At 44.6% G+C, this 24999-nt stretch carries 17 protein-coding genes; 10 read left to right on the top strand and 7 right to left on the bottom strand.

The annotated features are described in order from the left end of the window. Positions 1 to 322: 322 nt before the first annotated feature. From MSG38_RS18560 to leuA, 5 genes are all read right to left on the bottom strand, one after another. Positions 323 to 1105 (bottom strand): DUF547 domain-containing protein, encoded by a 783-nt coding sequence (locus tag MSG38_RS18560; protein WP_248402379.1) that lies wholly within the window; start codon positions 1103 to 1105, stop codon positions 323 to 325. Between the two features lie 156 nt (positions 1106 to 1261). Continuing rightward, complete coding sequence (leuD, locus tag MSG38_RS18555; RefSeq protein ID WP_017061388.1) at positions 1262 to 1864, bottom strand: 3-isopropylmalate dehydratase small subunit; 603 nt, start codon at positions 1862 to 1864, stop codon at positions 1262 to 1264. A 14-nt stretch (positions 1865 to 1878) separates the two neighbouring features. After that, positions 1879 to 3291: a 3-isopropylmalate dehydratase large subunit gene (gene leuC, locus MSG38_RS18550; RefSeq protein ID WP_059021564.1), complete on the bottom strand. Its 1413-nt coding sequence runs from the start codon at positions 3289 to 3291 to the stop codon at positions 1879 to 1881. A 117-nt stretch (positions 3292 to 3408) separates the two neighbouring features. Beyond that, positions 3409 to 4500, bottom strand: coding sequence for a 3-isopropylmalate dehydrogenase (gene leuB, locus MSG38_RS18545; protein ID WP_017061390.1), 1092 nt, complete (start codon positions 4498 to 4500; stop codon positions 3409 to 3411). 97 nt (positions 4501 to 4597) lie between these two features. Continuing rightward, positions 4598 to 6145, bottom strand: a complete 1548-nt coding sequence (gene leuA, locus MSG38_RS18540; RefSeq protein ID WP_019826902.1) for a 2-isopropylmalate synthase — start codon at positions 6143 to 6145, stop codon at positions 4598 to 4600. A 568-nt stretch (positions 6146 to 6713) separates the two neighbouring features. On the opposite strand from leuA, the gene MSG38_RS18535 reads away from it, so the two are divergent. From MSG38_RS18535 to MSG38_RS18490, 10 genes are all read left to right on the top strand, one after another. Further along, positions 6714 to 7370 (top strand): TetR/AcrR family transcriptional regulator, encoded by a 657-nt coding sequence (locus MSG38_RS18535; protein ID WP_248402378.1) that lies wholly within the window; start codon positions 6714 to 6716, stop codon positions 7368 to 7370. Between the two features lie 2 nt (positions 7371 to 7372). Continuing rightward, on the top strand, positions 7373 to 8710 hold the full coding sequence (locus tag MSG38_RS18530) for an HlyD family secretion protein (RefSeq protein WP_248402377.1): 1338 nt from the start codon (positions 7373 to 7375) through the stop codon (positions 8708 to 8710). After that, complete coding sequence (locus MSG38_RS18525) at positions 8707 to 11814, top strand: efflux RND transporter permease subunit (RefSeq protein WP_248402376.1); 3108 nt, start codon at positions 8707 to 8709, stop codon at positions 11812 to 11814. Before MSG38_RS18530 ends, MSG38_RS18525 begins: the two co-directional genes overlap by 4 nt. 313 nt (positions 11815 to 12127) lie before the next feature. Continuing rightward, complete coding sequence (locus MSG38_RS18520; RefSeq protein WP_248402375.1) at positions 12128 to 12652, top strand: phosphatase PAP2 family protein; 525 nt, start codon at positions 12128 to 12130, stop codon at positions 12650 to 12652. A 54-nt stretch (positions 12653 to 12706) separates the two neighbouring features. Further along, complete coding sequence (locus tag MSG38_RS18515; protein ID WP_248402374.1) at positions 12707 to 13762, top strand: MJ1255/VC2487 family glycosyltransferase; 1056 nt, start codon at positions 12707 to 12709, stop codon at positions 13760 to 13762. Between the two features lie 346 nt (positions 13763 to 14108). Next, complete coding sequence (gene leuO / locus MSG38_RS18510) at positions 14109 to 15068, top strand: transcriptional regulator LeuO (protein WP_019826889.1); 960 nt, start codon at positions 14109 to 14111, stop codon at positions 15066 to 15068. Positions 15069 to 15270: 202 nt separating this feature from the next. Next, the gene (locus MSG38_RS18505) at positions 15271 to 17079 is read left to right on the top strand and encodes a long-chain fatty acid--CoA ligase (RefSeq protein ID WP_248402373.1); all 1809 of its coding nucleotides are present in this window, start codon (positions 15271 to 15273) and stop codon (positions 17077 to 17079) included. A gap of 460 nt (positions 17080 to 17539) precedes the next feature. Continuing rightward, positions 17540 to 19297 carry an acetolactate synthase 3 large subunit gene (locus MSG38_RS18500; RefSeq protein WP_019826887.1) on the top strand — a complete coding sequence of 586 codons (1758 nt, stop codon included), beginning with the start codon at positions 17540 to 17542 and terminating at the stop codon, positions 19295 to 19297. 1 nt (position 19298) lies between these two features. Further along, complete coding sequence (gene ilvN, locus MSG38_RS18495; RefSeq protein ID WP_008219984.1) at positions 19299 to 19793, top strand: acetolactate synthase small subunit; 495 nt, start codon at positions 19299 to 19301, stop codon at positions 19791 to 19793. A 113-nt stretch (positions 19794 to 19906) separates the two neighbouring features. Continuing rightward, on the top strand, positions 19907 to 21790 hold the full coding sequence (locus MSG38_RS18490) for a diguanylate cyclase (protein WP_248402372.1): 1884 nt from the start codon (positions 19907 to 19909) through the stop codon (positions 21788 to 21790). Positions 21791 to 22373: 583 nt separating this feature from the next. Here the strand turns inward: MSG38_RS18490 and MSG38_RS18485 are convergent. Then, positions 22374 to 23045: a GntR family transcriptional regulator gene (locus tag MSG38_RS18485; protein WP_019826885.1), complete on the bottom strand. Its 672-nt coding sequence runs from the start codon at positions 23043 to 23045 to the stop codon at positions 22374 to 22376. A gap of 176 nt (positions 23046 to 23221) precedes the next feature. Beyond that, positions 23222 to 24634: a pyruvate kinase PykF gene (gene pykF, locus MSG38_RS18480; RefSeq protein WP_017061403.1), complete on the bottom strand. Its 1413-nt coding sequence runs from the start codon at positions 24632 to 24634 to the stop codon at positions 23222 to 23224. Positions 24635 to 24999 lie beyond the last annotated feature (365 nt).

The following is a 24999-nucleotide window of genomic DNA, read 5'->3' as shown; positions in this document are numbered from 1 at the left end:
GTGTTGACCTTTCGAGCTGATTTTTGCAGCGAGTTGCTGGGTATTTATACAAGGCAGAGGCTTTGATGTGTAGCTAGCCTACATGAGAAGCCGATAACGTAGTAGAAATGGCCAGCAAACGCTGCCCAAAGGGTTCGGCTAAAAGCGTTTTACTCTTTGTTGAGGGGGATTGGCTTAGAATGACTAGGCTACTTCCCCCTCGCCGCGATTAAAACGCTTTTATCTCGAACAAAATTTAACCGCGAAAGGTCAACACGCCCTAGCGGTTAATAAAAACCTATAGCCTATTTTTTTGCTTTAGTGATCAACTTTAGCCTTAGAGCTAGTTTGCTTGGTTAAGCGACCAATCGTATTCATAACTGATGTTTTGAGTATTGGTTACTGCTTCAGTTCGATATTGTTCTAAGTGCTGAATAAGTTGTTTCTCTGTACCAAAATCCACTGCAAACCATTCGTAAATCGATGATAGTTGAAGCTTATCGTTTGTAACCAGCACGCCTTTGTTACTGCTTACAAACTCAGTTGCAGCTTGCTCTAGCAAGGCTTCAGTATTGTCAGAGGTAAAAGCGTCAGGTTGTAAGTTAGGGCAACCTAGGCTGGCACAGTTCACTGCATAATGTGTACGAGGATCTTGCCAAATCGGTCTTAGGATTCGGTGTTCAATGTCGTTGAGTGTCAGTGATTTCCCGTTAATGACTACCACATCATCTCCCCACGGCCCGAAACTAAATAGTCCGCCGAGCTTAGTGATAGATTTAATTGGGTATGCATTAAGAATCAAATCAACAGTCACGGCGTTGTATAGGTTAACCCAATAGGCATACTGCTCCGCTTTTGAATAGTCGAGCGGATTCACCTGTTCTAGTCTCTTGATGTACTGCTTGAGCTTTGTCTTATCGGCAGTGTTCACTGCTTGATAGCGCACTAGGGTATTTTGCCCTTGTTTAACTAAGTAGTTATCGAGAAATTGCTGCCAATTTTGGTGAGATACCTGTTCTAGATTGGTTTCGTCGCTTTGATTCCAGTATGGCCAAAGTTCAGATTTCGGCGCCGACCAAGCTAAGGTTGAGAAAAGTAGGCTGACAATAAAAAGTAGTTGTTTCATGGCATTCTCCTGATGACTGACTACTAAGACCTTAAGGCTTACCATTTTCTTTCATTGCCCTTCATTTAAATAAACATATGAAGTTAAGTTAAGAGCTTAGCCAAATAAAAAAGGTTGGCACTTGGCCAACCTTTAGATTTATTCAGAAACGTCTCATTATTTTAGGAAGCTAGGAATCTTAGCTTCAAACTCTGAGATCTTATCGGCATGTTGAAGTGTAAGGCCGATATTATCTAAACCATTCAGTAAGCAGTGACGACGGAACTCATCAATTTCAAACGAGTACTCTTTGCCGTTCGCGCTAACTTTCATTGCTTCTAGATCAACCGTGATTTCTGCACCTTCATTCGCTTCAACGAATTGGAACAGTTCATCCACCTCTTGCTCAGTCAATCGAACGGGCACCATTTGGTTGTTGATCGAGTTGCCGTAGAAAATGTCGGCAAAGCTTGGCGCTATCATCACTTGAATACCGTAATCGGCAAGCGCCCACGGTGCGTGTTCACGAGATGAACCACAACCGAAGTTTTCACGAGCTAGAAGAATTGAAGCGCCTTGGTAGCGAGCTTCGTTCATTACAAACTCAGGGTTTGGTTGTTGGCCTGCGTCATCTAGGAAGCGCCAATCATGGAACAAGTGCTTACCAAAACCGATGCGGTTTACTTTCTGTAGAAACTGCTTTGGAATGATCGCATCAGTATCGATGTTGGCCGTATCTAGAGGAACGACTAATCCGGTGTGTTGTTGAAAACCTGACATGTTAGATCCTCTAATTAAAGTTCACGAATATCGACAAAGTGACCAGCGATAGCCGCTGCGGCTGCCATTGCTGGGCTAACTAGGTGCGTACGACCATCACGGCCTTGGCGACCTTCAAAGTTACGGTTTGATGTAGAAGCACAGCGCTCTTGTGGACCTAGACGGTCGTTGTTCATTGCAAGACACATAGAACAGCCTGGTAAGCGCCATTCAAAGCCGGCTTCGATGAAGATCTTATCTAGGCCTTCAGCTTCAGCTTGTGCTTTAACTTGCTCTGAACCCGGAACGATAAGCGCTTGAACATGTTTCGCTACTTGACGGCCTTTCGCAACCGCTGCTGCTGCACGCATGTCTTCGATACGAGAGTTAGTACAAGAACCCACGAACACTTTATCTACGTTGTAATCAGATAGAGATTTACCTGCTTCAAGGCCCATGTAAGCCAGCGCTTTTTCAGCCGACGCTTTTTCTACAGGGTCTGCGAAGCTTTCTGGTGCAGGGATTGGTGTGTCTACTGAGATAACCTGGCCTGGGTTGGTACCCCAAGTGACTTGTGGTTTGATGTCTGCCGCTTCTAGTGTAACAACTGCATCGAATTCAGCGTCAGCATCGGTTTTCAATGTGTCCCAGTATTCGATTGCCGCTTCTAAGTCTTCACCTTGTGGAGAGAACTTGCGACCTTTGATGTATTCGTATGTCGTTGCATCTGGAGCGATTAAGCCTGCTTTAGCGCCAAGCTCGATTGCCATGTTACATACCGTCATACGGCCTTCCATCGTAAGGTCGGTAATTGCCTCACCACAGAATTCAACCACGTAGCCAGTACCGCCAGCTGCCGTTGTCTTACCGATGATCGCTAGCACGATGTCTTTTGCTGTGATTCCCGGAGCAACCTTGCCTTTTACTTCGATCTTCATGGTTTTAGCGCGAGCTTGTTTTAGCGTTTGAGTGGCTAGAACGTGTTCCACTTCTGAAGTACCGATACCGAATGCTAGTGAGCCAAATGCACCGTGTGTAGCCGTGTGCGAGTCACCACATACGATGGTCATGCCCGGTAGTGTAATACCCAGCTCAGGGCCCATTACGTGCACAATACCTTGGTATTTGTGGTTTAGATCGTAAAGCGTGACACCAAACTCTTCACAGTTCTTCGATAGCGTTTCCATTTGGATACGAGCCATCTCACCAGAAGCGTTGATGTCTTTAGTTTGTGTCGATACGTTGTGATCCATGGTCGCAAAAGTTTTGCCTACTTGGCGAACTTTACGGCCTTTTTCACGCAGACCATCAAAGGCTTGTGGCGACGTTACTTCGTGGACTAAGTGACGATCGATATAAAGAATTGGCGTTTCGCCTTTCGCTGCAACCGCAACGTGAGCGTCATAAACTTTTTCGTATAAGGTTTTTGCTTGCTGGTTTGTCGACATAGCTTTTCTTCCTTGGGAGCATCAGTCCCAGTGTTTGTTTCGAGCCAAGTCATGCGGTTTACGCTGACTTGGCTTGATATTATTCTTATGTACTTGCTTCTAATCGGAGCATTTAGCTTATGAAGCTAAGATGTACTCGGCGATCTTGTCACCCATTTCAGAGGTAGTCAGTGCTTGGTTCTTGCCTGCAAGGTCTGCCGTTAGTTCGCCTGCAGAAAGTGCTTTAGAAACCGCTGCTTCGATGTCTTGTGCTGCCGCTTCTTCGCCTAGGCTGTAACGAAGCATTAGCGCTGCAGAAAGGATTTGCGCGACTGGGTTCGCAATGTTCTTACCTGCGATATCTGGTGCGCTGCCACCTGCTGGTTCGTATAGGCCGAAGTTGCTTTCATTTAAGCTTGCAGAAGGAAGCATACCCATAGAGCCTGTGATCATTGCACATTCATCAGAGATGATGTCACCAAAGATGTTTGAACATAGCATTACGTCAAACTGAGATGGGTCTTTGATTAACTGCATGGTCGCGTTGTCTATGTACATATGGTTTAGCGTGACATCTGGGTAATCTTTTGCGATCTCTTCAACCACTTCACGCCATAAGATAGAGCTCTGCAGAACGTTTGCTTTGTCGATTGAGTAAACGTTTTTGTTGCGTAGACGTGCAGATTCAAACGCAATCTTTGCAATACGTTCGATCTCGTAACGGTGGTAAACCTCTGTATCAAAAGCTTTCTCAGTTGCGCCTTCGCCTTCACGGCCTTTAGGTTGGCCGAAGTAGATGCCGCCTGTTAGTTCACGAACTACAACGATGTCGAAGCCGTTACCTGAGATGTCAGCACGCAAAGGAGAGAAAGACTCTAGACCTTTGTGGATTTGTGCAGGGCGTAGGTTACAGAACAATTGGAAGTGTTTACGTAGAGGAAGTAGGGCACCACGCTCTGGTTGATCGTTTGGTGGAAGGTGTTCCCACTTAGGTCCGCCAACCGAGCCAAATAGTACTGCGTCAGATTCTTCACAGCCTGTTACTGTCGCTTCTGGGAGTGGACAGCCGTGGTTATCAATTGCGATACCACCAACATCATACTCTTCACGAGAGAAGCTAATCGCGTGCTTCTTTTCAATCGCGTCTAGCACTTTGTGTGCTTGCTGCATTACTTCTGGGCCAATGCCATCACCAGGTAGTACGGCAATCTTGTATGATTTATCAGTCATGTTAATCCTTTAATTCTTGTTACTGAGCTCTTTCGCTCGTTTTAAATTTTGTCCCTAAAGCCAACAACATCGGCTCTAGGGCTCTGTTATTGGGTGTTTAAACTGTTGCGATTCTTTGCTGCTTCATTTCAGCAATGGTGTCTGCGCGTTGAATGCTATTAATAACGTGCAGTAGCGCTTGACCAGAGGCTTCAACGATATCCGTTGAAACGCCCGTACCGTGGTACTTGCGGCCTTTATAGTTAGCAATAATATCAGCTTGGCCTAAGCCATCTTCGCCTTCACCTTTCGCGGTAAGGTCGAATTTATCCAATGCAATTTCGTAACCCGTTAAGCGGTAGATACATTGGTATAAAGCATCAACCGGGCCGTTACCGACAGCCGCTTCGCATTTCTCTTCGTCACCACATTGCAGCTTGATGCTGGTGGTAGACATTACACTACCAGATTGTACGCTTAGGTAGTTAAGTTTATAGAAGTCATCTTCGTCACGTAGGTTTGCGAAGTGCATTAGTGCTTCTAGATCGTAATCGAACACTTGGCCTTTACGGTCAGCCAGTTTCAAGAAGTCTTCATACAATGAATCTAGGTTGTACTCATTGTCTTTGTAGCCCATTGCGTCCATGTGGCTTTTAACTGCGGCACGACCACTGCGGCTGGTTAGGTTCAATGCTTTGTTTTTCAAGCCAATAGACTCAGGTGTCATGATCTCGTAAGTGTTCTTGTTCTTAAGCATGCCGTCTTGGTGGATACCTGAAGAGTGGCTGAATGCGTTAGCACCTACGATTGCCTTGTTGTCTTGAATTGGCATATGGCAAAGCTGGCTAACCAACTTACTGGTACGGTGAATCTCTTTGTGGTCCAAACCGGTATGAACACCTAATAGCTCTTGACGAGTTTTGATGATCATTGCAATTTCTTCTAAAGAACAGTTACCCGCACGCTCACCAATACCATTGATTGTGCCTTCAATTTGTCGAGCACCTGCTTGAACGGCAGCAATTGAGTTAGCAACCGACATGCCTAAGTCATCGTGACAGTGAACAGAGATGATCGCTTGATCGATGTTTGGTACGCGATCAAATAGCGTTTGGATAATGCCACCAAATTCATTCGGTACTGTGTAGCCTACGGTGTCTGGAATGTTGATGGTTTTTGCGCCAGCGTTGATAGCGGCTTCAACCATACGACATAGGTTGTCGATAGGTGTACGACCGGCATCTTCACAAGAGAACTCAACATCATCGGTATAGTTACGCGCATGTTTTACTGCTTTCACTGCCATCTCGACAACATCGTCGTAGCTGCGGCGTAATTTGTCTTGTACGTGAACTGTTGATGTTGAGATGAAGGTATGAATACGGAACTGGTCAGCCACTTTTAGTGCTTCGGCAGCGGCGTCGATATCTTTTGCAACGGCACGAGAAAGCGCACAGATGCGGCTATCTTTAATATTTTTTGCGATGGTTTGTACTGATTCGAAATCGCCTGGCGATGACACAGGGAAACCCGCTTCAATAACATCTACACCCAGTCGTTCAAGTGCATAAGCGATCTGTAATTTCTCTTTTACCGTAAGGCTTGCTGCCAACGCTTGCTCGCCATCACGTAAGGTCGTGTCAAAAATTATCACTTGATCGTTCATGGGTGCTTCCTTATATCGATAATGAATCGATTGCTATCCAAATTATTATTAAGAATGATGTTCTTTTAAAAGTGCCAGTTACAAAAAAACCCGCTCAGCGCGGGTTTTAATATTTGTGTAGTTCTTGACCCACAACTTACCCGCGCGATTGGTTCACGATAAGGAGAAGTTTCAGCAGTCGAGAAGAAGAAAAAATCATTACACAAATATCCGTAAATAAACTGTTAACACCATATTTACCGCAATTTATTCTGAGCGTCAAACAAGAAAATCCAATATCAGCGTGCATTGGCGACGTTTTGGTTTGGTTTGTGCTGTTTTGTATGGCGTTATTGGGTAAATCATCTGATTGGTGGTTTTGTATTGGGGGGTTAGTTTATCGTTTGGCTTATGTGTAGGTTAAAACTTTGTAGTAAATCTTTTTGATGGAACGATTCACCAAAAAAATCACAAGCGTGACCAAACTAATTAATCACTTGATTAAATAGTGAGTAATTAATCTTCTACTGTTACACCTGTTTATCTCTATAATTAATCAGATGATTAATTATAGAGATGGATTTTTACCATGACGGCACGAAAAGCGGGGCGACCTCAAAAGAACTTAGATGTTCGACAGTTATTGATTGAGCATGCTCGTGATCTGTTTGTCGTTCAGCCATACGACAAGGTCTCGACGCGCCTGATTGCTGAGCGTGCGGGTGTCAACATTGCGATGATCCGTTATTACTTTGGCAGTAAGGCCGGGTTGTTTGAAGCGATGCTGCGTGAAACGCTACGACCGATGCAATTGCAGATGCAGAGATTGGTTGAAGAAAGCAGTCATGAGAACTTTCTTGATTTAATGCGGACTTACTACAAAGAGATGGTCAAGGTGCCGAAGTTTCCTCGCTTGATAGCCCAAGTGATGAATATGCCTCCCTCTGAAGTGCAAAGAGAGTTGCTCGAAAAGGTTTTCCTCGATGTTGCAAAGCCAGCCCAAGATGTCATTTTTGAAAAGTTGGTTGAACAAGGCATCTTAAAACAGAACATGGATCCAAAATTGTGCCGTGTTTCGTATGTAAGCTTGATGGTGTTTCCTTTCATCGCTCCGCCGCCTTTATTGGCAATTCATGGGATTGAGATTAATGAAGAATTTCTTAATCGTTTAATCGAACACAACATTCAATTGATGACTGAAGGCTTTATTAACGCACCGAGCCCTTCTTCCGTGCAGGACCAATGATAATGAAAATAAATAAAAAACTACTCTTCTTTCCAGCACTTGCGGTTGGTGTGATTGGCCTTGTCGCCGCGATTAACTTGAAGCCGGATCTTCCCACCAAACCTGCGGGTGATAGGGCTCGCTTAGTTGATACAGTGAGCCTAGAAGAACAACTGATAGCACCGTTAGCGGTTGGCTTTGGCAAAGTGGTGCCGAAAGTTGAATGGAAAGCGATTGCTGAGGTAACAGGACAAATAGTCTATCGACATCCAGATCTTGAAAAAGGCCAGGTGATCCCGGCAGGAACGGTCGTGCTCAAGGTTGATCCATTGGATTACGAATTGAAGCTGATACAAGCAGAGGCGGATCTAAAATCAAGCCAAACCTCATTAGCGAAATTGAATCAAGAAGAAGACAACCTTAATCAGACTCTTGAGATCGAAAAGAATCGCTTGGTGATCAGCAATAAAGAGCTACAGCGGAAACAGGATCTGCGTAAGAAAGGACTGACTTCTCAATCGGATGTCGACCTGCAACAACAAAGCGCATTGTCTCAGCAGAAACTGGTGTTGGATATTGCGAACCAAATCGCGTTAATGCCAGATGAAAAACGCGTCGCGGAAGCGGTGATCAAGGTCAACGTATCTAAAGTGAAAGAGGCGCAACGCTCTCTCGATAAGACCACCATCACTTTGCCAAGAGCGATGCGAATTGCTCAGGTTGATATCGAACAAAATCAAGTGGTTAATCTTCAACAAGAGATGTTTATTGCTCACGGGATTAATGTCATGGAAGTGGAGGCGCAACTTTCTATTCACGATATGCAAACTTTAGCCTCCAGCTTTAACCAGTTTCCTCGCGATGCTGCAGGGATCCCTAATCCTTATGAAGCGCCGATCAAAGCAAGCATTCAACTTAACAGCGGCAACCTGAACCTCAGCTGGCCAGCGAAGGTGGCAAGAATCAGCGAAACGGTTGATGAAAACCAAGCGACGGCGGGGATTATTCTCGAGATCGCTCAAGATTACTCGCAATTGCAACCAGACAGTGCAACGCCTTTGGTCAACGGTATGTTTGTCAAAGCCGAGATTGAGGGTGTAGCCAATCTGAGTTGGGTGGTTCCAGAGCGAGCACTGCATGGTGATAAGGTTTACCTGATGGATGAAAATCAGCGTTTGCAAGTAGTCAATGTTGAAGTGCTTTATCGCAGAGACAATCAAGTGGTTGTGAGTGGCGAGCTACAAACGGGAGATAAACTGGTTCTCAATGATGTCCTGCCAGCAATTGAAGGCATGTTACTGAGAGAATCGAACTCTGAAGAGGCTGAGCTTGAGTCAGATACTCAGGAGAGTGCGTCATGATCAAGTTTTTCTCTCGGCACCCAACAGCAGCAAACTTGTTGATGCTCGGGTTGTTGATCTTGGGTATAAGCTCACTATCAACCATCAAACGTGAAACCTTCCCTGCTTACGATCCGCCTTACATTATGGCTGCGATTGTCTATCCCGGCGCCTCTCCACAAGAAGTGGAAGAGAGCTTATGTGTGCGAATGGAAGATGCAGTAGACGGCTTAGCCAACATTGAAGAGACTCAGTGTGAAGCGATCGAAGGCAGCGCTCGTTTAATTCTAAAGTTAAATGAAAAAGCGGACATCGGCCGAATGCTGGTGGATGTGCAAACCCAGATTAACTCGATCAATGATTTCCCGACTGAGATTGAATCGCCTGTTGTTCAAGAGCTAGATTGGAATGAACCGGTTGTTGATATCGCTATAACAGCCGAAACGTCGTGGCCGGAACTTAAGGCCTACGCGGAAGATCTTAAGCGTACCATGAAGCTTGATTACGATGTCTCTTTGGTCGAGGTCAGCGGCTTCTCTGATCATCAATATCGAGTGGAACTGGATACCCAAGCTATTCGTCAGTTGGGTTTGAGTGTCGGTGATATCGCAGACCAAATCGGTCGACAGAATGTAAAACTGCCGAGTGGTAACGTTGAAACACCAGACAAAAACTTTCTGATTCGTTTCGACGAGAGACGAATTACGCCTGTTGAGCTGGAAAGCATCGTGGTTGGATCCGCGCCTAATGGCTCGGTGATCCGTTTGAGAGACATCGCCAAAATAACCGACCGCTTTGAGCTTGATGAACAGAAGGTGTTATTTGATGGCAAGCCTTCGGCGCTGCTTAAGATCAGTAAGAACAAAGAAGACGATGCGCTGCGAATCAAAGAGAACGTAACACGATTCGTTGAAGATCAAAGCGCGATTGCTCCTGATGGCGTGACACTACAAATGACCAATGATCTCTCTTCTGTACTTTGGGATCGTCTAACCATGATGGTGAGCAATGGCTGGCAAGGTATTGTGCTGGTGTTTGCAACCATGTGGCTGTTCTTTAGCTTACGTTATTCATTTTGGGTAGCGGCGGGGTTGCCGGTGGCCTTTCTTGGTGGTCTGTTCTTAATGGCCAACCTGGGTTTGTCGATCAACATTATGTCGTTGGTCGGATTATTGATGGCGATTGGTATCATGATGGATGACGCCATCGTGATCGCCGAATCGATAGCCTCCCACTTAGACCGGGGGCAGAACGTAGATGACGCGGTATACAACGGCGTCAAGAAAGTGCTTCCCGGAGTTCTATCTTCTTTCCTGACCACAGTGTGTATTTTCGGTAGTTTACTGTTCCTTGATGGGGAAATGGGCGCGGTGCTTAAAGCTGTGCCTCAGGTACTTATCTTAGTGCTGTCGTTGAGCTTGATTGAAGCCTTCTTGATTTTACCTAATCACCTATCTCATTCATTACACAAAGAAAAGAATGACAAACCAGCGCTGCGTTTTAAGGTTGTGTTGCTTGAGAAGTTTGAGAATTTCCGTAATACCACTTTGATGAACATGGTTGAGAAAGTCGTGACCTTCCGTTACGCCTTTATGGGCGGAGTGGTTACGCTGTTATTGCTTTCGGTGGCCTTGATTGCGGGTGGCGTTGTTAAGTTTCAACCTTTCCCGGAGCTGGATGGCGATATTGCCGAGGCGCGTATCATTCTTCCGCCGGGCGCATCACTGTCTCAAACCGAGAAAGTGGTCGACAAAATTGTCGCGTCTGCTGAGCGTTTAAACAAGCAATGGAGCGAAGAGGTTGAAGAAGGCAATACACTGGTCGAGCATATCACTAGCCAATTCAATGCTAACGCCGATGCCAATGAATCTGGCCCACACTTAGCCACAGTGCGCTTAGATTTACGCGGAGCAGAGAGCCGTAATACGATTATCGATGACTTCATTGATGCATGGCGAGAGGATATTGGCGACTTAGCAGATCCTATTTCATTGGTGTTCAAGCAGCCAACTATGGGCCCGGGCGGTCGTGCTATTGAAATCCGCGCCAAACACGATGACCTGAGCGCGTTGAAATCTGCTTCTTTGGATATTCAGGAGTACCTTAATCAGTTTGATGGGGTGCATGGCGTGCTTGATGATATGCGCATGGGGAAAGAAGAGATCTTAGTGAAGCTGCGCCCTGGAGCCGAAACTTATAATGTGAATGGGCAGATGATTGCATCTCAGTTACGAGCGGCTTTCTTTGGGCAAACGGCGGACGAAATTCAAATCGGCGTTGAGAATATCTCGATTGAAGTGCGTCTTAATAAGGAGCAAGCGGGCGACATACAACAGCTAGCTAACTTCCCAATCATTACCGCTGATGGCAGTCAGATCCCGCTAGCAACGTTGGCGACATTAGATTTCCAGCGTAACTACGTGCGCATTCAGCGTATTGATGGGCTGAGAACCATCAGTATCTTTGGTGATATTGATAATAAGAAAGCGAGTTCATCCGCGATTTTGGCTCAGTTCCAAAAAGATGAAGCCGCCAAACTTATTCAGAAGTACCCGGGTTTACGCTTTGATTTCGAAGGGGAGGCCAAGGATGCAGCCAAGACGGGCGCTTCGATGGGCAAAGGGTTCTTGCTTGGCTTATTCGGCGTGTTTGCGATTCTTAGTTATCAATTCCGAAGCTACTTAGAGCCTGTGGTCGTGATGTTAGCGATTCCACTCGCCTTTATTGGGGTGGTCGTTGGTCACTGGATACTTGGCCACTCTTTGAGTATGCCAAGCATGATGGGGTTTGTGTCGCTTGCCGGTATTGTGGTTAATGATTCCATCTTGTTGGTGCAGTACATTCGTCACCATGTCGATGAGGGAGATAGCGTGCATGACTCGGTGGTGAAAGCCAGTCGTGAGCGTTTCCGTGCGGTATTCTTGACCTCAATGACGACTGCGGCAGGTTTGCTACCGCTGTTGACGGAAACCAGCTTACAGGCTCAGGTTATCCAGCCACTGGTTATTTCGATCGTGTTCGGTATATTTGCCTCGACCTTACTGGTACTGTTTATGATCCCTGCTGCTTACGCGATATTGGCGGATTTCGGTTTGGTGAAAAAGCACGAGCCATTAGCCCTATAGCCTTTAGCGCTATTATCATTTGCGAGTACTACTATTATTAGTGAGCTCCATTATCGTTAGCGAACGCTATAGCCATTAGCAGGATAGAAGTAGCGTTTGCTTGCTTATATAAAGAAGTGAAATCATAGAAGAATAAAGCGGCCTTGGGTCGCTTTATTTTTATCGGCTGCTTCTATCGCTATCCTGACTTGATCCATTGACCAGCCTATCAAGCATGGGAAATTTCATTTTAGTTCATTCAAAACGTCACTTAACTGTCATTTGTTGAGCATAACTTGAGCCTTAACTGAATAAGGATTGTTAAGGAGATCGTATGCGTACTATCGAACCTATTGTCCGCTGGGATGTGGCATTTTCTGTTTTCTGTTTAAACAACCGCTATGGCGGGCAACATGCAACGCTCAGTAAAGCGGTGTCTCATACTGGAGATGGACACCTTTATATTTTGATTGCCTTGATTGCACTGCTGGCCGATAGCAACACCGGTCGAGACTTTCTATTGGTGGGCTTAACCGCCTTCGCAATCGAATTGCCTATTTACTGGTTTGCCAAAAATACCCTCAAGCGCCGTCGACCAGCTGAATTCTCTTCACTACTTCACTCTCATATTGTGCCATCCGATAAATACAGCCTGCCTTCAGGGCATTCCGCTGCTGCTTTTGTTATGGCGACCCTAATCGGGCATTTCTATCCGAACTTGTACCTCTTTAGCTTGGTGTGGGCAACTGCGATTGCAGGCTCTCGAATCTTGCTCGGTGTGCACTTTTTAACGGACGTACTGATTGGCGCAGCCTTGGGCATCGCTTGTACCAGCCTCGCTATCAGTTTCATCCTGTAATCATTTTGTTGGTAACCACTGCCGAGCTTAAGTGGTAAATTTAAAGGAACATGCATGAAAATTTTATATGGCGTACAAGGCACAGGGAATGGGCACATTGCTCGAGCGAGAGCAATGGCCGTCGCTTTTCGTCAGCAAAATATTGATGTCGATTTTCTGTTCTCTGGGCGAGATGAGAGCAAATACTTTTCGATGGAAGCGTTTGGCAACTATCAGACCCGCAGCGGCTTAACTTTTTACAGCGAGCAGGGGCAGGTTAAATACGGCAAAACATTCATGAAGAACAACATCTGGCGATTTCTCCGTGAGATTAACCAGATCGATCTTACGCCTTATGACTTAGTGATTAATGATTTTGAGCCTGTCACTGCATGGGCAGCTAAGAGACAAGGTGTGCCATGTATTGGGATAAGCCATCAGAATGCGTTTCGTTACGATGTACCCAAAGAAGGGGGCAACTGGATTGAACATTCAGTGATTCAACATTTCGCCCCAACCGAGCACTCTATTGGCTTGCACTGGTATCACTTTGAACAGCCTATATTACCGCCTATCGTTCACACGCTGGTTGGTGATCAACAAACTAAAACAACACAAGACTTTACGTTGGTCTATTTGCCATTTGAGGATCTTGAGTCGATCTCAGAACTGCTGATGAAGTTTATTTCGCACAACTTTGTCTGTTACCACCCGGATGTTATTGAGCACAGTCGAGTTGAAAATATTGAGTTCAAACCACTCAGTCATGCTGGCTTCCAATTCGACCTCAATCAGTGCTCTGGTGTGGTCGCAAATGGTGGCTTTGAATTGCCATCTGAAGCCCTCACTTTGGGGAAGAAATTGCTTCTCAAACCACTTGAAGGGCAGTTCGAACAACAGAGCAATGTAGCGACGCTAGAGGCTCTTGGGTTAGCTCAAACCATGACCTTTTTAGATGCGGCTATCTTGCGTACTTGGCTCAGTGAAAAACAGGCTGAAGTGGTCACCTATCCAGACGTGGCAAGTGCACTCGTTGAGTGGGTATTAGCGGGGAATTGGTCTAGTCAAGATGACTTAAGAAAGCAACTTTGGGACAAGGTAGACTTTCCAAGTTATGCATCGCTCACCTAACTCATAAGTGTTATTTCTGAATTAGCTGGTCAACTAATTCATCGGTTCAATAAATTGTAACAATTGTAACCAAAAGATAGAACAGCTAAATAAGTCGAAATCAAACTCATAAGTTAAGCTTTTTATATTTTTTTATAACTCTATAAATTACTGATTTTTAGATGTTATTTAATCATTAAGATAAAATAAAATTATTCTTTATCAATCTTGTTGGTAGCTCGAGATGTATTGGTTAATAGTAATGTCAATCCGAAAAACATCGGTCTGATAAATATAAGAATTAGTGGTTATCTATTCTCATACCATTACCAATTAAACGCTGTCGAACCGACAAGAGGCAACTTGAATGTTAGATAAAAAAGACGCAATGAGTGCTATTGCAAGCTACAGAATGGAAAGCACACTTCGTGGAGTCGACTTAAATCTTTTGACTGTATTTGATGCAGTTATGCAAGAGCAAAACATTACACGTGCAGCTCACAATCTGGGTATGTCTCAGCCTGCTGTAAGTAACGCTGTTGCTCGTCTAAAAGTGATGTTTAACGACGAACTATTCATGCGTCAAGGTCGTGGTATTCAACCGACTCAACGTGCTCGTCAGTTGTTTGGTCCAATCCGCCAAGCGCTACAATTAGTACGCAACGAACTACCAAGTTCTGTGTTCTCTCCAGAGTCGTCTTCTCGCCTGTTCAAACTTGCGATTTGCAGCCCTTGTGACATGCGTTTTGCTCCTAAGATTATGTCGACAATCAACGACCAAGCACCGAGCGTTAAACTGCACATGGATGCTGAATTCGATCGTCAACTTTCTGAGCGTATGCGCTACCAAGAAATCGACTTCGTTATTGATTACGCTCGTTTTGATGAGCAAGGCTTCTCAAGCACTGAAATCTTCCAAGACGAATTAGTTGTGGTTGCTTCTGCTTCTCACCCACGTATCAACGGTGAAGTTTCTGCGGCAGAGCTGCTTAACGAAAAGCACGCGAAACTGTCTCGCATCCACGGTCAACGTAGCTTCTCTGAGCAAGCTTACCGTGACCTAGATTGCACGCCTTTCTACGAAGGTACGAGCTTGAGCAACGTTCTTTACGTTGTAGGCCAATCTGAACTAGTAACAATTGCTCCTCGTTGGATGGTAGAACATGCAGCAAACAAAGAGCAGCTTCAGATTCTAGATTTCCCATTCGATAATGCGGCGATTTCTGGCTTCCTAAGCTGGCACGAATCAAGTGAAAAGGATAAAGGACACATTTGGTTACGAGATCAGTTAATGATGATCTGTGGCGAAGTAGTGGCACTTAACTAGACACTAATCCCTATGATTTATAAGCCCTAAGCTAGGAGTCTGGCTTGGGGCTTTTTTATGCGCGCTATTTTAGTGGGTAGAAAACTTAGCGTTAGACGTACTATTACTGATAACTTTGAGCTTCATCAGTTGCCTTTTCCATGATCAGAGGTACACTTGTGCGCTCAAAAAAGCTTACAGGTGTAAGCCTAAAGGTAAAGAGATGGCCAATTTAGATTTTCATATCGTAAAAAGACTTCGTGACCAAATTGCCCAAGGCGGCAACCGTACAGCTTTGAAGCACAAAGTAGACAATGTATGGCAAGGCATTAGCTGGGAACAGTTTGGACAACAAATCGATACGCTTTCATTAGCACTGTTGGCTCAAGGACTGAGAGTTCAGGATAAGATCGGTATCTATTCGAACAATATGCCTCAATGGACCGTGGCAGATTTTGCATCGTTACAAGCACGCCTTGTGACTGTGCCGATTTATCCAACGAACACAGCAGCACAGTCTTCTTACATCATCCAAAATGCAGATGTGAAGATCTTATTCGTTGGTGAGCAAGTTCAATTCGATGCGGCGGTTAGCCTGTTTGAAGAGTGCGAGCAGCTAGAAGTTGTTGTGGCTATGTCTAATGACATCGACCTGCAAGGACACAGCTTTGCCGTATCTTGGAATGACTTCATGGCGCGTGGCATTGAAGCACAACAAGCTGAACTTGACGTGCGTCTTGCTGACGCAAGCATGGACGACCTGCTGACTCTTATCTATACCTCTGGTACCACAGGTCAGCCAAAAGGCGTAATGCTTGATTACACCAATATTGGTTACCAGTTAGAAGGCCACGATGAGCGCCTTAGCCTAAGCAAAGATGATGTCTCATTGTGTTTCCTACCGTTATCACACGTATTTGAGCGTGCTTGGACGTTCTACGTTCTCTATAAAGGCGCAACTAACTGCTACCTGCAAGATACGATGCAAGTACGTGATGCGCTAAGTGATGTGAAACCGACCGTAATGTGTGCGGTTCCACGTTTCTACGAGAAGATCTTCTCTGCGATTCACGAGAAGGTTTCTAAAGCGCCATTTATTCGTAAAGTGCTATTTACTTGGGCGGTGAACATGGGAGCAAAGCTTTCAGTTTGTCACCAAGAAGGTCGTACTCCATCGTTGATGCTGAAGAAGAGCCATGCGCTAGCTGATAAGCTTGTGCTATCTAAACTACGAGCTCTACTAGGCGGTAACATCAACTTCATGCCATGTGGTGGCGCGAAGCTTGATGAGACGATTGGTCGCTTCTTCCATGCTATCGGCATCAACGTAAAACTTGGCTACGGCATGACAGAAACCACAGCAACAGTATCTTGTTGGGATGACCGCTGTTTTAACCCTGATTCGATTGGTATGTCGATGCCGGGCGCAGAAGTAAAAATTGGTGCGAAGGACGAGATTCTTGTTCGTGGCCCAATGGTGATGCGTGGCTACTACAAGATGCCAGAAGAGACAGCTAAGACATTCGATGAGCACGGTTTCTTGAAAACCGGTGATGCGGGTCATTTTGATGAAAATGGTAACCTGTTCATTACCGATCGTATCAAAGAGCTGATGAAAACCTCTGGCGGTAAGTACATTGCACCGCAAGTGGTTGAAGGCGCGATTGGTAAAGATCACTTTATCGAACAGATTGCTGTTATCGCTGATACACGCAAATTCGTTTCTGCGCTGATTGTTCCTTGTTATGACTCGCTAGAAGAGTACGCCAAAGAGCTTAATATCAAGTATCACGATCGCGTTGAGCTGGTTAAGCATCACCAAATCGTCGAGATGCTAGAAAAGCGTGTGAATGACCTACAGCAAGAACTGGCTAAGTTTGAGCAAGTGAAGAAATTCAAACTGCTACCAAAAGCATTTTCTATGGATGATGGTGAGCTGACACCAACTCAGAAATTGCGTCGTAAAGTTATCAACGATAAGTATCAAGACGAAATCGAAGAAATGTACAACGAAAAGCCTAAAGATAAGTAGTTTTCTGCTTAGATAAATTTTCAGTTGTTTAAAAATCCCCCTACGAATGTGATTGCATTTTTAGGGGGATTTTTTGTATCTAATGACACAGCACAATGTGCGAAAGCGCACACCAGCAAGCTCGCGGTTTATCGATAAATAGCGATCTATTGAAATATTAAGTGCTTTTTTTTGTTCGGTAACTAGTTTTTAAACCTAGCCTTAGGGTCTGGGTTGGGTTTTATTTAATGCTTTTAGCTAATAGTTGGTTTTTTGGCACAGTTGCCGAATAACAGGCGTTAGACCAGATGATAATAAAGCGTTAAAGTTGTTTCGTATTACTGTTTGTTGTTATCACGACAGACAGCCATAGCCGAAAAAGTGGAAGTATTTCGAATTAGGCTACGAATAAGCCCTAGACTATGAAAAACCAGCCCAACATGTTCACCAAATATGATTGGAAACTGGTGAGGAGAGCAATATGACAACAAAACCTGAAACAGCCATGTCATCCGGCGCTGAAATGTTATCCGGCGCTGAGATGGTGGTGCAGTCTCTAATTGAAGAGGGTGTAGAACAAATCTTTGGTTACCCAGGTGGTTCTGTACTTGATATCTACGATGCGCTGCATGCTAAAACTGCTGAAATTAAACACGTATTAGTACGACACGAACAAGCCGCTACCCACATGGCAGATGGCTATACTCGTTCTACCGGTAAACCGGGTGTAGTACTTGTGTGTTCTGGTCCAGGTGCGACCAATACCGTTACTGGTATTGCAACAGCCTACATGGACTCAATCCCAATGATTGTTATTTCTGGTAACGTACCAAATAACCTTATTGGTAATGACGCCTTCCAAGAGTGTGACATCGTGGGTGTATCACGCCCGATCGTTAAACACAGCTTCTTAGTTAAGAAAGCGGAAGATATCCCAGAAGTCGTTAAAAAAGCATTCTATATTTCAACGACAGGACGTCCAGGTCCTGTGGTTATTGATCTGCCAAAAGACATCTTAAATCCACAAATCAAGCTTCCTTATGAATACCCAGAAACGATCAAAATGCGTTCGTATAACCCAACGGTTACGGGTCATAAAGGTCAGATCAAAAAGGCGCTAAAAGCCCTTCTTGAAGCGAAGAAGCCGGTACTTTATGTCGGTGGTGGTGCGGTTATTTCTGAGGCAGATAAGCCGCTGTTAAAATTAGCAGAGGCACTGAATTTACCTGTGGTAAGCACCCTAATGGGACTTGGCGCTTTCCCTGGCACTCATAAGAACTCTTTGGGTATGTTGGGCATGCATGGTTTGTATGAAGCCAACATGGCGATGCACAATGCGGATTTGATCTTTGGTATTGGCGTACGTTTCGATGATCGAACGACCAATAACCTAGATAAGTACTGCCCTGATGCGAAGATCATGCACATTGATATCGACCCATCTTCAATCTCTAAGAACGTAAAAGTGGATCTGCCGATTGTAGGTTCAGCTGAAAAGGTTCTAGAGAGCATGGTCAACTTGCTCGTTGAGCAAGGCGGCACTAACGATGCAGAAGCGATTGAAAGTTGGTGGAGTGAAATTAAGCAGTGGCAAGAGCGTGACTGCCTAGCTTACGAGAAATCGTCTGAGCGCATCAAACCACAGCAAGTAATTGAAACACTGCATAAAGTAACCAATGGCGATGCCTATGTTGCTTCTGATGTAGGTCAACACCAAATGTTTGCTGCTTTGTACTACCCGTTTAACAAGCCACGTCGTTGGATTAACTCTGGTGGTCTAGGCACAATGGGCTTTGGCCTGCCTGCTGGTATGGGCGTTAAGTTTGCTAAGCCAGATGAAGAAGTGGTTGTGGTAACCGGTGACGGCAGTATTCAAATGAATATCCAAGAGCTGTCGACAGCGCTGCAATACAATATCCCGGTTAAGATTATTAACCTTAACAACCGTTTCCTAGGCATGGTAAAACAGTGGCAAGACATTGTTTATCAAGGTCGTTACTCTAACTCATATATGGACTCTGTTCCTGATTTTGCTGCTATCGCTGAGGCTTATGGCCACGTTGGTATGCGTATTTCATCTCCGGATGAACTGGAATCAGGTTTGGAAAAAGCACTGGCGATGAAAGACCGTTTGGTATTTGTCGATATTAGTGTGGATGACACCGAGCACGTATACCCAATGCAGATCAAAGGCGAGGGTATGGATAACATGTGGCTAAGCAAAACGGAGAGAACATAATATGAGACACATTATTTCACTACTAATGGAAAACCAACCTGGTGCGCTTTCTCGTGTAGTTGGCTTGTTTTCTCAGCGTGGCTACAACATCGAGTCTTTGAACGTATCTCCAACCGATGATCCGACGCTGTCTCGTCTTAATGTAACCACTAACTCTAGCGAAATGCAGCTTGAGCAGATCCAGAAACAGCTACATAAGCTAATCGACGTACTTAAAGTACAAGAAGTGTCTGAGCTTGAGCATATTGAACGTGAGCTATTGATGGTAAAAGTACGTGCGAGCGGCTTTGCTCGTGCGGAAGTGAAGCGCACAGCAGATATCTTCCGTGGTCAGATCGTTGATGTCACGGCTTCTCAATATACGGTTCAAATGGCGGGTACGAGCGAGAAACTGGATGCCTTCATTCAGGCGCTGTCTGAAGTGACGGAAGTGCTTGAAGTGGCTCGAAGTGGTGTTGTTGGCATCGCACGAGGCGAACGTGCGTTGAAAGCCTAGACGATAAGTCTTTAAAAAATAACTTTAAAGCCGCTTTTTTAAGCGGCTTTTATTTTGTTAATTTTTTAGAGTGCTATAATCCCGCGCTGCACTTCCATTCATCTGAGTTAGCAATGCGAAATAAAAAATCAATAATTACATTGCTGATTATCTCTATCATATTGTCTTCTGCAGTATGTCTGTATTATTTGCAGCGTTACAAAGAAGTAAAACAGCAGAGCTTTGACTACTCAGCTAAGCAAGCCGTTCATCAGTTAGTGTATGCCAAGCGAGATTACGATCTTCTCAAGACTCAGTTAGTCTCGGTAATGGAGCTACTCAGTCATAGCCAGAGCTTGGTTAACTTTGCTTCCTCTCCCTCAGACCAAACCAAACATCTACTTGAAGAGGTCTGGCAATCTGTTCTGGTGAATCAGAAGTGGTACACACAAATCCATCTGTTAGGTGTCACTGGCAAAGAATTGGTGCGTGTTAACTACTCCTCTGATACCGGTAGAGTGATGTTTCCTCAACAACTGCAAGATAGGTCGGATTCTAACTACTTCCAATACGCTCAAAAACTAGAAGCCGAACAGATTGGCGGTTGGGGTATTGAGCTTGAAACGGAGCATGGTGAAGTCACCTTCCCTTATTCGCCGGTAATCCGTGTCTTTACCCCCGTAGAAACCCCTGACGAAAGAGTAGGCTACCTCGTCATCAATCTCGATGTATGGGGCCTATCGTCGCGTCTGAGCTTTTCACCAGATAACGATCTTAGAGCAGAAGTGCTCAATGACGCGGGTTACTTCATCGCGAGTAACAACAGCGGTAAGTTGTTCGGAGATTCTATTCCTGAAAGAAAAGGCTACAATCTGAAAAATATCGCGCCGAAGACGTGGGATGCGATCTCCAATGATCAGGTGGGATACGTTTTTGAAGATGGTAATTTGTTTGCCTTTAACACGGTTATGCTCGCGAACAGTCAAAAGGTCCATTTACTGATTCAACTTAATCAGAAGCAACTGATGGATCGGGCTGAGCGTGATCTAGATGATTTGGCCCATGAAGAGATCGTTGTTTTGATTACGGTGCTGATTTTCGCTTTCCCGTTTGCTTACCTGGTGACGCACTACCGACGCCGAAGCCTGGAGAGTAAATTGGCACGCGCCGCATTGAATGGCATGTCGGCAGTGATGATCTCTGATAAGCAGCACCGCACAATGATGATCAACAACGAATTTGAGAACATGACTGGGTACTGCAAAAAACAAGTGATCGGTCAAAATGCATTGCAACTGTTGCTTGAGAATACCGACCAAGTACTCTCAAGCTCAGCTATCTGGAGTCATTTAGAGCAAGAAGAAGTATGGGAAGGGGAGGTTCAGTGTAAGAACAAGCTGCGTATTCCTTTTACTGCGATCATGCGAGTGCATGCGGTCAAAAACAATTCAGGCAAAGTCAGTTACTACATCACCTCGTTGGTTGATATTTCCGTAAGGAAGGAGCTTGAGGTACGTTTGAGGATCTTAAGTGAACGTGACTCTTTGAGTAATCTTTGGAACCGACGAAAATTCGAAGAGCAGCTGGCTTACTATTCTCGCTTGGTTGAGCGTTACCCGAACGAAGCGACCACTTGCTTAGCCTTAGTCGACATCGATAACTTCAAACGAATCAATGACGAACTTGGCCACGACGAAGGTGACCGTGTGATTGCTGGTGTTGCTAAGCTTCTGCAAGATAGCCTTCGTGGGACGGACTTTGTTGCACGTGTCGGAGGAGAAGAGTTTGCACTCTTGATGCCACACACCTCATTGCCAGAAGCAAAGCGCGTATTGGATCGCTTACGAATCGAGATTGAGCTAGCCGCCGGAACTAAGGTAACAGTGAGTGTTGGCTTTACGGATTTAACCAGTAACAGTACTCGCTCGTACAAGTGTGCGGATGTTGCGCTTTACGAATCTAAATCGTCTGGTCGTAATACGGTCTCTATGTGTCCTAGCTATGATGATGTCGCTTAGGTTCGCTTCTATCTAGTCCTGTCTTCTATTTGCTTCACCTCTTCAAGTCGCGCCCCGACTCCTTTTTCCTTTCCCTCTTTTTATTAGGAATCTCACTTTTGAGCGACCTGTGTCACAAAATCTATACAGTTAGACTAAAGTCTAATGCTGGTGAGAATTTGAGCTAAAATGAACAATAAGTAAACTACTTTGCTTCAGATTACATCGTGTTAAACGATGTAATAAATAGAGTGTTTACCAGATGTAAAAGGATGACACCGTTAACTTAATTCAGCTGGTTAGCTAGCCTTATCAATAACTTGAAAGGCAGCAGTAGAATTAGGTTAGCTGGAGCAAGAGTTTGGGGATCATACAGTCTGGTTAAAAGAGGCGTGGTATGTTTGTCGATTTTTTAGTGAGGTTAACCATAGGCACATTAGCCATTCTTGGCTTTCAGCTTAGTGCATTGTATTTTTTACCTATGGTTGTGCTGCTCAATACTCATCACAAAGAGTTTTTTGGGTGGTAGTTCAGTCGTGGTACTGGAAACAAAAAAACGGAGCCGTTGGGCTCCGTTTTTATTTGGTTAGAATCTATCTTGGCATTATGCCGCTTCGATAACTTCTTCAATTCGTTTCATTGAGCCTAGTAAGTGTTGATCAAGCAGTTCTGTCGCTTGTTCTACATTCTTAGAGAGTACTAGTTTCATGATCATTTCGTGTTCATCAATATTGAACAGATCATCAGATGCGCTTTCTGCAGACATAGCGAGGAAGCGGTAGCGTTTCACTTGGTTGATTAGGTCATCAAAGAACTTAAACATGTTCTCTGAATCTGCCCCTTCAAGCAGTGCGACATGGAATTGCTGGTGGCGCTCTTCCCATTCTACACAATCAAACTCTTCAGATACGTACTGTACTCGCGATAGCTTATGGTAAGACGTTAGTACATCCAGTTCCCAGCTCTCATCACCTGCTGAAATCGCTTTTTTAAGCAGAACCGATGATACAACACGAAGGCTTTCGTATAGGTCATTCAGCTCTTTCTTTGATACAGGAGATACCCAGCAGCCTTTTTGTGGCTCTAGCTTTACGTATTTGCTCCAAGATAACTGTACCAAGGCTTCGCGAATAGGGGATGCGCCAACGTTGTAGCGTGCTTTTAGATCAGCAACAACGAGCTTTTGGCCTGGGGTTAACTCACCATTAAGAATATCTTGGCGAATCATCTTTGATACTTTGTCAGTGAGCGTAGGACTAGACATTACAAACCTCATCTATATTTGATTTCTAGTCTGCTAATCCGTCTCTTAGAAAGAGCCAATTGGAAGTTAACAGTACGTAGTTCTATTGTGATTGATAATACAGCGTACTGAAAAGTTAGGCAAGATTTTGTTTCATAAAAAAAGAGGGCCGAAGCCCTCTTTTATATTTTATGCGAATCGGTTCATTCTTATAGAACGTGAACAGATGCCGTGTTTGTAGTACCAGAAGCTACTAGAGCACCAGAAACCATAACTACGATATCGCCTTTGTTACCTAGGCCAGATTGTAGAGCGATTTCCTTACCGTTGATGTAGAACGCGTCTGTGTTCTCGATAGAGTCAACAAGAACTGGCTTAACACCTTTAGTAAGAACTAGCTGTGCAGCTGTCTTTTCGTTAGTTGTTAGAGCAAGGATGTTTGCAGTTGGGAAGTACTTACGTACTGAACGTGCAGACTTACCGCCTTCAGTTGCAACAACGATTAGAGGAGCAGCTAGCTTCTCTGCTGTGTCTACAGCGCCTTTACATACTGCTTCAGTGATGCGTAGACGTGGGCTGTCTAGACGAGAACCTAGCTCAGCTTTAAGAGCTGAATCAGTACGGTTCGCGATTTGAGCCATGATAGTAACAGCTTCAACTGGGTACTTACCTTTAGCAGTTTCACCAGAAAGCATTACTGCATCAGTACCATCCATGATTGCGTTCGCAACGTCACCCGCTTCAGCACGAGTTGGACGTGGGTTGCTGATCATAGAGTCAAGCATTTGAGTTGCAGTGATAACCATCTTACGTGCGCGGTTACACTTCTCGATCATCATCTTCTGAGCGAAGATTACTTCTTCAGCTGGGATTTCAACACCTAGGTCACCACGAGCAACCATGATGCCGTCAGAAGCTTCAAGGATTGAATCGAAGTTATCTACACCTTCTTGGTTTTCAATCTTAGAAATGATGTGGATGTTCTCGCCGCCGTTAGCGTTTAGAAGCTCACGGATTTCTTTAACGTCTTCTTCTTTACGGATGAAAGAAGCAGCAACGAAATCAACGCCTTGCTCACAACCAAACTTAAGGTCAGCTTTGTCTTTCTCAGAAAGAGCTGGAAGTTGAACAGAAACGCCAGGAAGGTTAACACCTTTGTTTTCGCCTAGAGCACCGTTGTTAAGAACTTTACACTTAACTTCAGTTTCTGTTGTTGCGATAACTTCCATTTCGATTAGGCCGTCATCAACAAGGATAGTGTTACCCGCTGTTAGGTCTTTAGCGAAACCTAGGTAAGTTACTGCTACTACGTCTTTGTTACCAACAACTGTTGCGTCAGTTGTGAAAGTGAACTCTTGACCAGCTACTAGATCTACGTCGTTACCATCTTCAAGTTTGATAGTACGGATTTCTGGACCTTTAGTATCTAGAAGGATAGCAAGTTGCTCACCTTTGTTTTCCATTACTTTACGGAAGTTCGCGATACGAGTGCCGTGCTCTGCGAAATCACCGTGAGAGAAGTTAAGACGCATAACGTTCATGCCAGCATCTACTAGTTCAGTTAGCTTCTCTACAGATTCAGTTTTAGGGCCAATCGTACATACGATTTTGGTCTTTTTCATGGAAGGTACTCTCCGGTAAGTATTGTTACAATTTGAAATTTATTTAAGTTCTGAAGATTGGTCCGCTACATCAACATTTTGTGCCTGTTGTGTAAAAGCGCGGGACTTCCAATATGTCCTTCAGAGTTGTAAGTCTTTCATCAATTTTAGTCATTTTATGACTAAAAGATTTTGATTCAACATCGGTTTTCTGTGACTTACCCCACTGTATAGGGGGTAAGTTGCAAAAAAATAACAGTCAGTTTTGTAATTTTTTTTCTTTTCGGGTGCGGATTCTACCACCTAATGAGTTCAATATCACTGCTTAACAATTGTCTTAGGACAAGGTTTTATCGCTATTTATTAATTTTTTGGATCAAAATAAA

Origin of the sequence: Vibrio sp. 1CM24A, assembly GCF_023161725.1 — a bacterium.
In the GTDB taxonomy this organism is placed as follows: domain Bacteria; phylum Pseudomonadota; class Gammaproteobacteria; order Enterobacterales; family Vibrionaceae; genus Vibrio; species Vibrio coralliirubri.
Note: the sequence above shows the minus strand (reverse complement) of the source record. Positions and strands in the feature narration are given on the sequence as shown.